Origin of the sequence: Halalkalibacter lacteus (genome assembly GCF_036663595.1) — a bacterium.
GTDB classification, from domain to species: Bacteria; Bacillota; Bacilli; order Bacillales; family Bacillaceae_D; genus Halalkalibacter; species Halalkalibacter lacteus.
Genome location: NZ_JAWRVL010000009.1, coordinates 98,135 through 112,998, shown reverse-complemented (window position 1 = coordinate 112,998; position 14,864 = coordinate 98,135). Strand labels below are relative to the sequence as shown.

The 14,864-nt window shown below is 39.0% G+C and carries 15 protein-coding genes; 6 read left to right on the top strand and 9 right to left on the bottom strand.

All coding sequences use genetic code 11. The features are described from left to right. Positions 1-2: 2 nt before the first annotated feature. The gene (gene nadB, locus SAZ04_RS08870) at positions 3-1,568 is read right to left on the bottom strand and encodes an L-aspartate oxidase (RefSeq protein WP_332694208.1); all 1,566 of its coding nucleotides are present in this window, start codon (positions 1,566-1,568) and stop codon (positions 3-5) included. 124 nt (positions 1,569-1,692) lie between these two features. Between nadB and SAZ04_RS08865 the strand changes: the two genes are divergently transcribed. From SAZ04_RS08865 to SAZ04_RS08855, 3 genes are all read left to right on the top strand, one after another. Beyond that, the gene (locus tag SAZ04_RS08865; protein WP_332694205.1) at positions 1,693-2,820 is read left to right on the top strand and encodes an IscS subfamily cysteine desulfurase; all 1,128 of its coding nucleotides are present in this window, start codon (positions 1,693-1,695) and stop codon (positions 2,818-2,820) included. Between the two features lie 5 nt (positions 2,821-2,825). Next, positions 2,826-3,362, top strand: coding sequence for a transcription repressor NadR (locus SAZ04_RS08860; RefSeq protein WP_431308980.1), 537 nt, complete (start codon positions 2,826-2,828; stop codon positions 3,360-3,362). 133 nt (positions 3,363-3,495) lie between these two features. Further along, positions 3,496-3,837, top strand: a complete 342-nt coding sequence (locus SAZ04_RS08855) for a zinc ribbon domain-containing protein YjdM (RefSeq protein ID WP_332694199.1) — start codon at positions 3,496-3,498, stop codon at positions 3,835-3,837. A gap of 35 nt (positions 3,838-3,872) precedes the next feature. On the opposite strand, the gene pheA is transcribed toward SAZ04_RS08855, so the two are convergent. From pheA to SAZ04_RS08835, 4 genes are all read right to left on the bottom strand, one after another. Next, positions 3,873-4,736 (bottom strand): prephenate dehydratase, encoded by an 864-nt coding sequence (gene pheA / locus SAZ04_RS08850; RefSeq protein WP_332694196.1) that lies wholly within the window; start codon positions 4,734-4,736, stop codon positions 3,873-3,875. 15 nt (positions 4,737-4,751) lie between these two features. Next, positions 4,752-5,198: an ACT domain-containing protein gene (locus tag SAZ04_RS08845; protein WP_332694193.1), complete on the bottom strand. Its 447-nt coding sequence runs from the start codon at positions 5,196-5,198 to the stop codon at positions 4,752-4,754. A gap of 166 nt (positions 5,199-5,364) precedes the next feature. Beyond that, positions 5,365-6,648: a GTPase ObgE gene (gene obgE / locus SAZ04_RS08840; protein ID WP_332694190.1), complete on the bottom strand. Its 1,284-nt coding sequence runs from the start codon at positions 6,646-6,648 to the stop codon at positions 5,365-5,367. Positions 6,649-6,660: 12 nt separating this feature from the next. Then, positions 6,661-7,194: a Spo0B C-terminal domain-containing protein gene (locus tag SAZ04_RS08835; RefSeq protein WP_332694187.1), complete on the bottom strand. Its 534-nt coding sequence runs from the start codon at positions 7,192-7,194 to the stop codon at positions 6,661-6,663. A 91-nt stretch (positions 7,195-7,285) separates the two neighbouring features. Between SAZ04_RS08835 and SAZ04_RS08830 the strand changes: the two genes are divergently transcribed. After that, positions 7,286-7,600 (top strand): ABC transporter substrate-binding protein, encoded by a 315-nt coding sequence (locus SAZ04_RS08830; protein WP_332694184.1) that lies wholly within the window; start codon positions 7,286-7,288, stop codon positions 7,598-7,600. A 119-nt stretch (positions 7,601-7,719) separates the two neighbouring features. Then, the gene (locus tag SAZ04_RS08825) at positions 7,720-7,953 is read left to right on the top strand and encodes an aliphatic sulfonate ABC transporter substrate-binding protein (RefSeq protein ID WP_332694181.1); all 234 of its coding nucleotides are present in this window, start codon (positions 7,720-7,722) and stop codon (positions 7,951-7,953) included. A 296-nt stretch (positions 7,954-8,249) separates the two neighbouring features. On the opposite strand, the gene hemY is transcribed toward SAZ04_RS08825, so the two are convergent. The 4 genes from hemY to SAZ04_RS08805 form a co-directional block, all read right to left on the bottom strand. Continuing rightward, positions 8,250-9,656: a protoporphyrinogen oxidase gene (hemY, locus tag SAZ04_RS08820; protein WP_332694178.1), complete on the bottom strand. Its 1,407-nt coding sequence runs from the start codon at positions 9,654-9,656 to the stop codon at positions 8,250-8,252. A gap of 5 nt (positions 9,657-9,661) precedes the next feature. Beyond that, the gene (gene hemH / locus SAZ04_RS08815) at positions 9,662-10,594 is read right to left on the bottom strand and encodes a ferrochelatase (protein ID WP_332694175.1); all 933 of its coding nucleotides are present in this window, start codon (positions 10,592-10,594) and stop codon (positions 9,662-9,664) included. Between the two features lie 14 nt (positions 10,595-10,608). Beyond that, positions 10,609-11,646, bottom strand: coding sequence for a uroporphyrinogen decarboxylase (hemE, locus tag SAZ04_RS08810; protein ID WP_332694172.1), 1,038 nt, complete (start codon positions 11,644-11,646; stop codon positions 10,609-10,611). Positions 11,647-11,974: 328 nt separating this feature from the next. After that, on the bottom strand, positions 11,975-14,119 hold the full coding sequence (locus SAZ04_RS08805) for a transglycosylase domain-containing protein (protein WP_332694169.1): 2,145 nt from the start codon (positions 14,117-14,119) through the stop codon (positions 11,975-11,977). 145 nt (positions 14,120-14,264) lie between these two features. On the opposite strand from SAZ04_RS08805, the gene SAZ04_RS08800 reads away from it, so the two are divergent. Next, positions 14,265-14,732, top strand: coding sequence for an antibiotic biosynthesis monooxygenase family protein (locus tag SAZ04_RS08800; protein WP_332694167.1), 468 nt, complete (start codon positions 14,265-14,267; stop codon positions 14,730-14,732). The last annotated feature ends 132 nt before the right edge of the window (positions 14,733-14,864 follow it).

Sequence of the window (14,864 nt, the reverse complement as noted above, 5' to 3'; positions counted from 1 at the left end):
CCCTATAAACTCTCTATTGCCACAAATTGTTCTTTCCCTTTATCAACAATTGCCACTCCAGTTTTTTCAGAAAAAGTAATATACTGGCCGAGCCAATTTTGATCATCACGCTCGAGAAAATCAGAACGATAATGCCCTCCTCGACTCTCCGTTCTTTGGATCGCCGCCTCCGTAATGAGACACGCAACAAGAATCATATTTTTCCTTTCCAATGTTTCACGATCATCTTTTGGTGAAATATTGATAGCGGGCAATAATGTGTGTAACCACTTTTTCATATGAAGGAGGCTCTTTAACTCTCTTTCAATTCCTACACTAGCAGTCATTTTCTTTTGAATTTCTTTTTTAGATGGCAATTTTGAATTTTCATACGGTACTTCATCTGACTTCGTAAGTCGAATGAGGTGGAGCTCACGTTTATTTGCTAAAATATGAGTTGCCACTTGTTCAGCAAACACAAGCCCCTCTAACAACGAATTACTCGCGAGGCGGTTTGCTCCATGAACTCCTGTACAAGCTACTTCACCAACTGCATAAAGGCCCGGTAAGGTCGTTTGTCCAACTGAATTGGTCTCTATTCCACCACTTACAAAATGAGCACCAGGTACAACTTGTAATGGGCTTTTTGATACATCTATGTTCAATCGTTCACAACGTTCACCAAGACTAGGAAAGCGTTCATGAAAATTTTCAATCATTGAGCAGTCAAGATAAACGTTTTGTCCCCTAGCGAGTACACGATGAATCTCTCTACTTACTATATCTCTTGGTGCTAACTCTTTACTTTGATGATGGTCCATGATTCTTATGCCATGTTCATCTATTAGTTTAGCTCCCTCACCACGAACTGCTTCACTTATTAATCCATAAGTTTGATCATCTTTCATTAGTAAGGTTGGATGAAATTGGATAAATTCCATATCCGTTAATTGAGCTCCTGCTCTATATGCAAGGGCAAAACCGTCACCAGTTGCTTCTTCAACATTAGAAGTATGTGAATAAAGTTGCCCCATTCCACCTGTTGCAAGAACGGTTGCATTAGCATAAATAATTTCATCTTCTGTCTCAACACCTATTACACGCCCTTCATTCGTAACAAGTCTTGAAACCATTGTATAGTCTTTAATCGTTACTCTGTTTTTTACTGTTTCAATTAACGCATTTGTAAACGCTTGTCCAGTTTTGTCACCATTCACATGTACGATTCGTCTATGCTGATGAGCTCCTTCCATTCCCAAAGTGAGCGAACCATCTTCGTTTTTATCAAAAGAAACTCCTAAATTAACTAGTATTTCTACAATGGCAGGCGCTCTTTTGACGAGCATTTCAACATGTCCTGGATTATGATGATCTTGACCAGCTTTCAATGTATCTGCTAAATGCAATTGCCATCCATCTTGAGGACTAAGCGCAGCAGCCATTCCACCTTGGGCACAACTTGAATTACTAGTCATAACATTCGACTTTGTGATAATCATCACATTCAAATGGTCAGCTAATATGTGTGCCGTCATAAGCCCAGCAATGCCACTACCGATGACAAGAACATCAACTGTCTTATTAGACATTTTCATCCCCCCACGTAACTTACAGTTGTCTTGTCACCTATCTTTACATAAAATAAGAGTTGTGACAAGCGCTTTTTTATGATTAAATTGGGAAAATATTGGGTAGTAGAGGAGGAACTGTTTCATGATTTACTTTGATTATAGCGCCACAACACCGATGACTTCACTTGCACTTGAAACGTATAACCGCGTAGCTACCGATTTTTTTGCTAATAGTCGCAGTCTTCATAATAAAGGGCTTGAAAGCGAAGATGTCTTATCCATCAGTAGGCAAACAATTGCTGACGCCCTGCATGTAAATAACAATGAGATTTACTTTACAGGTTCAGGATCGGAAGCAACATTTCTTGCACTAACCGGCCTTGCCTTTGCTCATCAATCTAAAGGTAAAACGATTGTAACGACGGAAGGAGAACACCACTCCGTTCAACAAGCAATGACGTACTTAAAAGAGCATGGTTTTACGATTACATTTGCTCCGGTTAACGAATATGGACAGGTTACAGTTGAGTCTTTACGATCGACTATTACTTCAGATACCATTTTAGTTTCGATAGCCCATGCCAACAGTGAAATCGGTACAATCCAGGATCTGGAATCACTTGGAAATTTACTGGAAGATCATGATATACTTTTTCACAGTGATTGCGTTCAAACATTTAGTAAGCTTCCCATACCAACTAACATATTAACTAGCGCTAGTATAACCGCTCATAAATGTTACGGACCAAAAGGGGTAGGAGCTGCGTACATTGATAAAAACACTCCTTGGACACCCTTTCTTCATGGGACAACACATGAAACTAGTTTTAGAGCTGGTACTGTTGATGTACCTGGAATAGCTGCATTTGCTGCTGCAGTTGATGAGTATTTGTCAATTGCAGAGCAAGAGATGAAACGGTTAGGCAAGTTACGTCAACTTGTAGTAGATGCTTTTTGTGAGGACGAGAGGTTTGTATTTGAAGGTCACCCCACAGACCGTTTACCTTTTCACATAGGTCTTAGAATTAAAGGAATAGAAGGGCAATTCATCTTGCTGGAATGTAACCGAAAAGGATTTGCTATCTCAACAGGATCTGCCTGTCGTGTAGGTGATAGTCAGCCTCCTCGAACTCTTATAAGTATTGGGCGAAAAAAAGAAGAAGCCCATGAACTCTTTAGAATTACGTTTGGACGCTGGACAACCGATGAGCAAGTACTACATTTCATCAAAATATTAAAGCAGATAGTTTTTGAATATAAAGGGGATTGATGATAGTGACAGAAGGAAAAAAAATCCTAGGAGACAAAAGAAGAGACTTGATCATCCAATGGTTATCAAAGTCAAATAAACCGATAACAGGAGGAGAATTGGCTAATCGGACGAATGTGAGTCGCCAAGTCATCGTTCAAGACATCTCAATCTTAAAAGCAAAGAAACATCCAATCATAGCAACAGCCCAAGGCTATATATATGTACAGAGTAACCCGTCTCCCAGAGTTAGCCGAATTATCGCATGTAAACACTCTCCAGCTGAGACGAAAGAGGAATTATTCATTCTCGTTGACCATGGAATCACGGTGAAACAAGTGATCGTTGAGCATGCAATTTATGGTGAAATAACCGCATCACTGATGCTTTCCACTCGCCATGACGTGGAGAAATTTTGCAAGTCAGTTGAGCATACACAATCAGCTTTATTATCAGAGCTCACAGATGGAGTGCACTTACACGTCATCGAGGCAGAACATCACTATCAACTAGATACAGTTGTACAAGCATTAGAAGAAAACGGGTTTATTTTGAGTGATTAGAAAAACTTGATCTCCGGCAAAAGAGCTCTACCATTAGGATTAAAAAAGTGGTGAATATTAACCTATTTACTACTCTGTTATAGTATTTGAAACGTGCACGTTAATGTAAATGAGAGTTGGAGGAAATGAAATTATGTTTAATTTGCCAAATTGCCCAAAATGTAATTCAGAATACACATACGAAGATGGAAGTCTTTTTATTTGCCCAGAGTGCGGCCATGAGTGGACTTTAGAATTTGAAACTGAGAATAGGGAAGATAAAAAGATTATCAAAGATGCAAATGGAAATATCTTAAACGATGGTGATTCTGTAACAGTAATCAAAGACCTTAAAGTAAAAGGAAGTTCATTAGTCGTAAAAATAGGGACAAAAGTAAAAAATATACGTTTGGTTGATGGAGATCATGACATTGATTGCAAAATTGATGGTTTTGGAGCAATGAAATTAAAATCTGAATTTGTTAAAAAAGGATAACTGATAAAAAGCATAACCCACCAAGCCGAGGCGGGTTATGCTTTTGCTTTGCTTTTTTCGAGGGTGTAGCATGGGTAACTTCCTAGAATTTCAACTCCACAGCCGAGTGCTTTTAACTCCGATGTTACTCCTGGAATAAGTACATCATCCATTACTCCTTCAACATCTATCAGAAAGAAATAATTACCCAATCCTGTTTTCGTAGGTCTTGACTCAATTTTCGTTAAGTTAAGCTTTCTCCAGGCAAATGCCGACAATACTTGGTGTAGTGCTCCAGAATAATCTGAAGGAAGTGTCACCATTAACGTTGTTTTATCTTCTGTATGAGTTGGCCCATTACATATTAAAGTAAATGGCTTTTTACTTAATACAATGAAGCTCGTTCGGTTATTGGTAAAATCATGAATGTTTGCATGTAGTGTCGTTAACTCGTATTCACTTGCAGCGATTTCATTAGCTATCGCCGCAATAGGTAATTCTGGATGGTCTTTCACGTATGCTGCTGCTGCGCCTGTTGAGTTCATGTATTCCCACTGGGCATCAGGGTAATACTTTTGTAAAAACTCATGGCACTGAGCGATAGCATGTGGATGAGAAACAATCTTTTCAATTTCCGCACTTGGGTTCTTTTGATTCACAAGAAAGTGTTGCTCGATCGGCACCGTTATTCCACCGACAATGGGGAGCCTTTGCTTATGAATTAAATAATCCAACGTTAAATTAACTGACCCTTCAATTGCATTTTCAATTGGGACAACAGCAATTTCTACTACTTCTTCTGACACTGCATCCATGCAAGAAGGAATCGTTCGAAAAGGGACAAATTCCCCTTGCTCAAACAAGCCTCGCGCAGCCATTTCTGTGAATGTTCCCTTAGGACCTAAAAATCCAATTCTCATTCCTTCCACTCCTCCTCATGAACCAGTACCAACTAGCTCAACTTTCTCTACTGCATCTAATTTTTCAAGCCACTCCATCAATTCATCCAACTCTAATTTCATCGGGGTTGTATCAATTGATAATGTCATATTAGCCCTTCCTTGTAAAGGGATCGTTTGATTGATCGTTAATACATTTGCACCAGTCTCCGCCACTTTACCAAGTAACTGTGATAGCGAACCGGAACGGTCAACTAACATTATGGATAGTGTAATAATTTTCTCCCTTACCATTGTATGAAAAGGAAAAATCCCGTCTTTATATTTATAAAAAGCACTACGACTAAGGCCTACTTTGCTTACTGCTTCATTAATTTTCTTCACTTTTCCTGAATGCAATAGCTCTTTCGCTGCTATTGTCTTTTCCATCGCTTCTGTTAGCATATCTTCTCGTACAAGATAAAATGATTTTCTTGATGTCATATTGTATTCACCCTCTTTCACCGAAGCGCTATCTTCCCATTATAAAATTGCCGAAACTTTTTGACAACAGAAAAATGTCCATTTACAAAGAAAAACTGTCTCTTCTAGAGAGACAGTCTCAGATAGTTTCGCCAAATGGGAAAACCGCCCATTTGGCGAAAGTTCTTTAGTCAATAAATTCAAATTCGAATTTCATTATTCTTACTAAATCTCCGTCTTTTGCTCCTCTTTCTCGTAGGGCATCATCAATACCCATGCCTCTCATTTGACGTGAGAAGCGACGAATTGATTCGTCTCGAGTGAGATCAGTCATTTTAAGCAAACGTTCTAGTGCCTCACCAGATAAAACAAATGTTCCATCGTCATCTCTTGTTATTACAAAAGGAACCTCTGATTTTTCATGACGATAAATGACACGCGTTGAGTCTTCTGTTTCTTCGTATAGCGGAAATTCAGGTGTTTCCTCAATTTTATCTGCTACCGTTAGAAGGAGCTCGCGTATACCTTGTTTTGAGATAGCTGAAATAGGAAAAATTGGATAGTCTTCATCTAATTTCTCCTTGAAAATCTCTAGGTTTTCCTTCGATTCAGGCATGTCCATTTTATTTGCGACGATTATTTGTGGGCGCTCGAGCAATCTCAGGTTATATTGCTTAAGTTCATCATTAATCTTTAGGAAGTCCTCATAAGGATCTCGTCCTTCTAACGCCGACATGTCAACTACATGAACAATAACCCTTGTTCGTTCAATATGTCGTAAAAATTGGTGGCCTAAGCCAACACCTTCATGCGCTCCTTCTATTAAGCCAGGTAAGTCTGCCATAACGAAGCTACGATTATCATCTGTTTCAACAACACCTAAATTGGGAGTAATCGTTGTAAAATGATAATCTGCTATTTTCGGTTTAGCTGCGGACACAACCGAAAGTAATGTCGATTTCCCAACACTTGGAAACCCAACTAATCCAACGTCCGCAAGAACTTTAAGTTCCAGAATCACATCTCGTTCTTGCCCTGGTTCGCCGTTTTCCGCAATATCTGGGGCTGGATTTACAGGCGTAGCAAAACGAGTATTTCCTCTTCCTCCACGACCACCCTTTGCAATAACAGCACGTTGACCATGTTCCGTTAAATCAGCTACTACTTGCCCCGTTTGTTCATCAATTACTGTTGTTCCAGGAGGTACTTTTACAACCATATCCTCTGCATTTTTACCATGCTGATTTTTAGGGCGTCCATGTTCACCACGTGAAGCTTTAAAATGGCGCTTATAACGAAAGTCCATTAACGTACGCAAACCTTCTTCTACTTCAAAGACTACACTCGCTCCACGCCCACCATCTCCACCTGCTGGCCCACCATCAGGTACATACTTCTCTCTTCGGTACGAAACTTGACCATTGCCACCGTCTCCACCTTTTACGTATACTTTTACCTTATCTACAAACATACCTTTTTCACCTCAACTTCTCGTAAAACTTGCTATTAACACACATTCATGCTTGCTCATTTCAACAAGCTTCACGTCTGGCTCCCAATCCTTTATGAATTGATGCCAATCCTCACTTTTCATTTCTAACGTACCCTGAAAATCAAACGTCATTTCACATTTATTATCTGTAAATAAAAATGTAAGAAGTAAATGATTTTCGGAATCCGTAGAACTACCTATTGTTAGTTTCTCCGTAATTTCTTCACATAGTCGTAGAAGCTGAATTTCCTCTTTTTCAAGAGAAAAGATGTCTCCAGCTACGTCTATCTCTAATTTCATTTTGGTGCTGAACCAATTATACGTTAATAGAAAATACACAACACTCGCTGCTTGTATTTCTGAAATTTTACTCTCGCAAATGGACTGTTGCGTCACTTGATCAATAATCTCTTCAATGCGATCATATCGTTTAAGTGCTAAGTTTCCTTTTATTAACTGCATAACGTTCAACCAATCATGACGCGTTTGCCGTAACGCCTTCAGGACATCTAATTGGTTAGTCATTTCCGTTCTCTCCTCGTCCTTCCAATAAATTACCAGGGTCGACCAAGTCAATTACATGGATTATCTTACCACAAAATAGCAACAATAAACCATGTTCAGTTCAATGTATTTTCCAATCCTTATAAAAACACTCGGAAATATTCAAAAACATTTGACAGATACTAAGCTCTACATATACTTAGTCTATCTAAAAAAACCTCAGCTTGAAATGATGTTAAAAGAAATTGGTCTTGAATCAAATCGTGTTGGTACGATAGAACATCAATCACGTATTGCACCAGCAAATATGGTTGCAATGTTTGAGCAAGGACAAATTGACGCTGCTGCCGCTCCAGAACCTTGGGGAACGTATCTAGTTGAGGAACTTAATGCAAATGTTGTAACTGAATGGAATAATGTCTTTTAGGGGAAGAATTAGCAAGTGTTGTCGTTGTTACTTCTAAACAATTCTTAGAACAAAATCCGGAAGCTGTTGATGCTGTACTACGCGGACATAAGCAAGCTGTTAATTATACCCAAGAAAATTTGGAAGATACCCTAACAACAATTAACGATCATCTATTTGACTTAACTCAAAATCGCTTACCAGAAACAGTCCTTGAAAAAGCTTGGACGCGTCTGGCTGTGACAACAGAAACACATCCTGAAGCATTACAAGCCTGGGCTGACGCTTCTTATGAGTTAAAGTTCATGGATACAGACCCTGATCTTGATGGATTTGTTGATACTTCACGTCTTGACGCGATTCTAAATCAATAATATTTTAACCCGCTCATAACCAGTCAGAAATGAGCGGGTTTTGTCTATTGTCAACTCCAAAACAGGCAACAAAATTCACATTTCTCTTGTTCAGTTTACCGTAGTTTAGATATAATTCCTTATGAAAGCAAATTTGAGAGCAAAGGAGGTTGAACAAGATAATGAAAGGAATCAAAATTAATCTGTGAATGAGACTACTTCAAAAGGGAAGGCCCATTTGAAGTAGTCTCATAATTACTTATCAACTTGCTGTTAACATTTTTCTTACCTGTTATTGTCATCCTCTGTTCACTCTATCATTTTTTCAAAATACGATCTACAGCTGCTTCACCCTGGTCTATACAATCTGGTAACCCAATTCCCTCAAATCCTCCACCTGCTAGATACAAACCAGGAAGATTACGGGCAATATCTTCTTTTATTTTACTCATTTTAAACGTGTGACCCACATTATATTGAGGCATGGCTTCTTGCCAACGTTCAATAAAGAAAAATTCAGGTTTTCCTTCTATCGTCATAATTTGCTTGAGATCATAAAGAACAGCACTTAATATTTCTTCATCATTCCGCGAAACAATCGCAGAATCGCCAGCACGGCCAACATAAGCACGAAGCAACGCGTATCCTTCAGGTGTTGAATGCCGCCATTTTTTATGAGTCCACGTACAGGCAGTAATTGTATGATTGCTTTTCTTTGATACAACAAAGCCAGTTCCATCAAACGGATTCGTTACTTTCTCTTTTTTATAAGCCAGTGCCACAGTTGCTACTGTCGTTGCCTCCATTTCGTGTAAATACGTGAAATAGGGATAGTCTTGGAATATTTCAGCTGTAACCTTTGGTGGTGTCGTGATAATCACATTATCATAAACCTCGGTCTCACCACTTGCAAACTGCAAATGAAATTGACCATCTTTTTTATACACTTTCGTAAGATGACTATTTTTATGAATCGAATTTGCATCTAGATGCGCTTCAATCGCCTCAACAAATGACTCTAATCCTTTACGAAACGTTAAGAACATTCCTTTAGACTTCGATGCCTCTTCTTGTGGCTTATCTTGCTTCGCTTTTGAACCTTTCATTCCACGAATTAGGCTGCCGTGTTTCTGTTCGACTTGTTGAAATTGCGGAAAGGTTGCTTTTAAACTAAGCTTATCAAGATTCCCAGCATAAATACCTGATAAAAGTGGTTCAATTAGACTATCGACCACTTCGTTTCCAAGTCTTCGTCTAAAGAAATGCCCTAGCGAGATATCTTCATCCTTCGCTGTGATTCGAGGATAAAAGAAATCTCCTGCTGCTCTTAATTTTCCAATCGGCGATAAAAGGCTAGTATTGATGAATGGCTTAATTTCTGTTGGAATGCCCATAATAGCTCCACCAGGTATTGGATGAAGGGTCTCACCTTTTAACACATATGCTTGTCCCGTATCATTTGAAAGCAATTCATCTTTCAATCCTACCTCTTTAGCAAGCCGAGTCATACTTTCTTTTCTCGCTAAATAGGAATCAGGTCCAAGTTCAACAACAAATCCATTCGCTCGTTCTGTTTTAATTTTCCCACCAAGTCGTCCGCTTTTTTCAAATAGATCATACGTTACATGATTACCATTTTTTTTTGCCTTTTCAAGTTTGTGTGCAGCTGCTAAACCAGTGATTCCTCCACCGATTATCGCAATTCTTCTTTCCCTGTTTTCCACAGCAGTCACCTTTTCTCTGCAAGCTTTTTTTTCACGATAGTCGCTAGACACTCAATAAATTCTTGCTTCGCGTTTGGCATTTCTGGGCGATAATACTTAATACCCAACTCATCTGTTACAACCTTACATTCAATATCATTATCATATAGAACTTCTAAATGATCAGCAACAAACCCTACTGGACAATAGACGATTGATGTGTAGCCTTGTTTCTCGTATAGATCTCGCGTCAAATCTTGTACGTCTGGTCCAAGCCAAGGATCTGGTGTATTCCCTTCACTTTGCCAACCAATAGTATAATGGTCGATCCCTGCTTTTTCTGCAATCAAATTCGCCGTTTCCTGTAATTGTTGTGGATAAGGGTCATCCATTTTTGTGATTTTCTCTGGTAAACTATGTGCAGAAAAGATGACACAGGCTTTCTCTTTGTCCTGAATTTCTTCCATTGTTTGCTTCACCTGATTCACCCAATAGTTAATAAAAAGAGGTTCGTCATACCAACTATTAACACTATAAATCGTCGGGCCATTTACAGTTTCAGACTCCTCATGAGCCCGTCCATTGTAAGATTTCACACTGTATGTAGAAAAATGTGGTGCAAGCACTAAACTAACAGCCTCTTCTATGCCATCTTTCTTCATTTGTTTGACAGCATCTTCAATAAAAGGATCAATATGCTTCAAACCAAGGTAAGCTTTGAACTCAATGTCTTCAAACTCTTTGTTTAACTGTTGTTCAAGGCCAAAAGCTTGATCCTCTGTAATTTTTGCGAGTGGACTTATTCCCCCAATGGCTTCATATCGTTCAGTTAATTCTTCTAATGCTTCCTCTGATGGTTTTCTTCCGCGGCGAATATGTGTATAATACGGCTCTATTTCCTCTTTAGTTCTAGGGGTACCATAAGCCATCACAAGTAACCCTATTTTTTTCTTCGTCATTTCCTCACCTCACCTTACTTGTTCATTGAATAGTCATGTACAAAAGCAGTTAATCTCTTTAATGTCTCTGGTTGTACCTCAGGAAATACCCCGTGACCTAAATTAAAAATAAAGTTAGAATTTTTCATGCCCTGGTCTAAAATCGCTTTGGCCCGTTCTTCAATGACGTCCCATGGAGCTAATAGAATAGCCGGATCAAGGTTACCTTGCACGGTCTTCTTAATTCCTAAATCTCTTGCTTCTTGTACAGAAATACGCCAATCAAGTCCGATTACATCTAGTGGCAAATCATTCCATTCATTTGCTAGATGACTCGCCCCTACACCAAACATAATTAGCGGAACATTTTCTTGCTTCAATTCTGCAAAGATTTTATGCATGATTGGTTTTACGAATGTACGATAATCCGCTACATTTAACGTTCCTACCCAAGAATCAAAAATCTGAATTGCTTGAGCACCGGCAGCAATTTGTGATTTAACATATGTTATAGTCATTTCTCCTAGCTTATCCATTAGTAAATGCCATGCTTCTGGCTCTGCATACATAAATGCTTTCGTCTTGTTATAATTTTTTGAAGGACCTCCCTCAATCATATAACTTGCAAGCGTAAAGGGCGCTCCTCCAAAACTAATAAGTGGAACCGTTAGTTGCTCTCGCAGCAATTTAATCGTATCTAGAACATAAGGAACATCTTTTTCTGGTGTAATAACACCTAATTTTTCAACATCAGCTTTTGATGTAATTGGATTTTCAATAACAGGACCAATCCCTGATTTTATCTCCACATCTACTCCTATTGCAGGTAGCGGTGTCATAATATCTTTATATAAAATCGCAGCATCATTGTTATATTGATCTACAGGTAATTTGGTCACATATGCACATAGCTCCGGCTGATGAGTAATTTCAAAAAGAGAATATTTCTCCTTAATCTTTCGATATTCAGGCTGAGATCTCCCAGCTTGTCGCATATACCATACAGGCACGTGATCGTGATCTTCTCCTCTACATGCTTTTAAAAACGTATCGTTAAACCTCTTCTGATCCATTCTGCCACTCCTTCTTTTACATCTCATAGTATCTATTTTACTTGAATAAGATCCAAAAAGCATTTTATACAACTTTTACTATAATGATCGAATAATTACGTGTATACCCAATCGATTAAACTGTCATAAAATTGATGAATGTTAATGCCGCTATTTATGGGAAACAATCAAACAAACCCTATTATTAATTCTAATGTAGAATAGGGAACAGGGACAATCATAGGAGGAGAGCCAAGAGTTACACTATCCCCATATCCCTTAGCGTGGAACAAATACTCCCATACTTTCAACCAATAATTGCATTTACCTTGACTACTAAATAAGCTCTTTAATGCAACCCTAATTTAAATGTAACATCAGCTGTATTCGAACGCTCTCCTTCTTGTTCTGTTATCGAATCATATGGAATGACTTCGTACTGCTTGTTAGAAAATGGATTTCTACTACTAATATAATAGTGACTTTGTCCAACAACTGATGCAATTCGCTTCCTTTCTCCCTTGCTCTTTTCATAAATATGATAGTTAATCCTATCGTCATCTTTCCCAGTCCACTCTAAGAGAATACTTGAGAATCCTCTACCACCTATAGAAAAGGTTGCTGTTACATCCGTTAAGATTGGCAGTTCAACAGGTGGTTCGAGCTCTGCAACTTCTTCCGGTTTGTGAAACGCCACTTCCCTCATTGTATTTGGTAATTCATTAAGGATATCTTTAAACAGTACTGTTGGATAAGCACTACCTCCATGCAAATAATGGTCTGTCGATGTAATATCATAGCCCATCCATACAGCCCCAACAACAGTAGGAGTGTACCCTACAAACCACGCATCCATTGTTGCCCCCTCTACTTCAGGATACGTTGTCGTACCTGTTTTTCCTGCTAATGAGGTATAGACCTCTCCTTGTCTACCTGTTCCATTTTGTACAACAGATTGAAGCATCCTTGTCATATACCAAGCGGTTTGGCTTGAAACAACCGTTTCTTCAGTCTGTTCATCGCCTATGATTCTCTCTCCATTTTTCTTGTAAATAGCCTCAATAAAGTATGGGTCTACTCGCTGACCACCTTTTGCAAATACTCGGTAAGCAGAAGCTAACTCTAGAGGTGTTGCCCCGTCTGTCAGTCCGCCTAGAGCTATCGCAAGTCCACGATCTGACGTTACAATGCCAAACTGATTTAATGCTTGAACAGACCTCTCAACACCTATTTCATTTAACAGCCAAACCGCAGGTGCATTAGCTGAATGAGTAAGGGCATCATACATTGTCATTTTCCCTGAATAGTGACGATTGAAGTTTCTAGGCGTATATCCATCATAATCACGCAATTCATCGACAAGCGGGGAGTAGGGATGGTAATTCTCCTCTTCAAGTGCGGGAGCATAAACAGCTAATGGTTTTATAGCCGATCCCGGCTGACGACCGACATTCACTCGATTAATCCCTCTCCTAACATACTCACGTCCACCTTGAACTGCCAGCACCCCACCTGTATCAACATCGATAAGAACAACTGCTGCTTCAGCATCGCCATTACCACTAGGAAAATAATGATCTTCTTTCAATTTTTGATAGGAAACTTCTTGAAGGTGTTTATTCATTGGAACAACAATTTGATAACCACCTGTTAATACTTCTTCGTTCGTTAAGTGGTACCGATCACGCGCTTCATCTAGCACCATGTCAATGTAGGTAAGGTAAGCATCATTTTCCGTTATTCGATTTTGATCCACCACAACCGTTTTTCCTCTTAAATACTTGGCTTCTTCTGAACTTAACTGCCGTTGTCGCTCCATCAGTGTTAGAACAAGATCACGCCTTTGTTTGCTTCGTTCAGGATGTGTAATCGGTGAATATAAATTGGGTGCTTTCGGTAAGCCCGCAAGAAGCGCCCCTTCCTCAATCGATAAATCTTGCACGTCTTTATTAAAATACAAGTTAGAAGCAGTTTGAATCCCGTATGCACCATGGCCAAAATAAATACGATTTAAGTACATTTCCAGTATTTCATTTTTGCTATATCTGCGTTCCAAGTTCATCGCAATAAGCACTTCATTTGTTTTTCTTAGTAACGTTTTCTCGCTCGTTAAAAATACATTTTTCACAAGTTGCTGGGTAATCGTACTACCACCCTCCACTTTTGCCCCAGCTAAAATATCTCGATAGAGCGCACGCCCAATTGAACGGAAATCAATTCCTTGGTGTTCAAGAAACCTTGCATCTTCTATAGAAATAAAAGCTTGTTGAACATGTTTTGGTATTTCTTGAATCGAAACGAGTTCTCTATTTTCAACAAAAAGCTGCGTTACAACTTCTCCATTTTGATCAACAAGAGAAGTAGTAGTATTCATCACAAGTTTCTGTTCATCAATCGCAAAATTACCAGCTAGAATAATAACTAAATATATAATTAATGCCAAAAGCACTGTTCCTAAAGCAGTCGATAAACCTAGTAGAATTTTCTTTTTCAATCCTTCCACCTCCCTTCTATTACCTACTATACCCGTATCTATAAAGTTCATAACAGTTGCACGCTAAATCCCTAATGGGTACACTTATTTACGAATCAACTCTCAATTCGTTTCAAATGTACGTAAATTAGAGGAGGAACAATCAGTGAAAAAAGTAAGCTTTATCCCTGTTTCAGTTGCTGAAACTTCACACGTAACCGGACTAAACATGCAAGGAGAATCAGGCCATTTTGTTTATTTAGAAGAAGACTTTGACCATCGTGATACTAAACAGTATGAGATTCTTAGCGAGACTGGCCTAGTTTCTGCACAAGGTTATGTCGTTATTAATAATATTCCTGTAACAGAAGACGGGCGTCCAGCCTTCGAAGAACGCTTTCTTAAACGAGCGGGTTTAGTTGAAAGTGAACCAGGCTTCCAAGCGATCCGTATTCTCCGTCCTCTCAAAGATGATACATATGCGATCATGACCGTATGGGATAACGAGGAATCGTTTAAGAATTGGCAAACATCGAATTCATACAAAAATGCACACAAAAATCGTGGAACATCCTCCGCTCTATCAACAGAGGTTTTCCCACGACCATCCTTTGTAACAACCTATCAATTATAAAGAGTTTGTTTAAAAAGAGGCGTTTTTCCATTTTAACAAACTCGAAGCAATGAGCGGAGCCTCTGCTATTCTTCTAAGCCTGCTATGAGTGGTTTCTCATAGTTAGCGTGCAGAGTGCGGAGCCATTGCCGC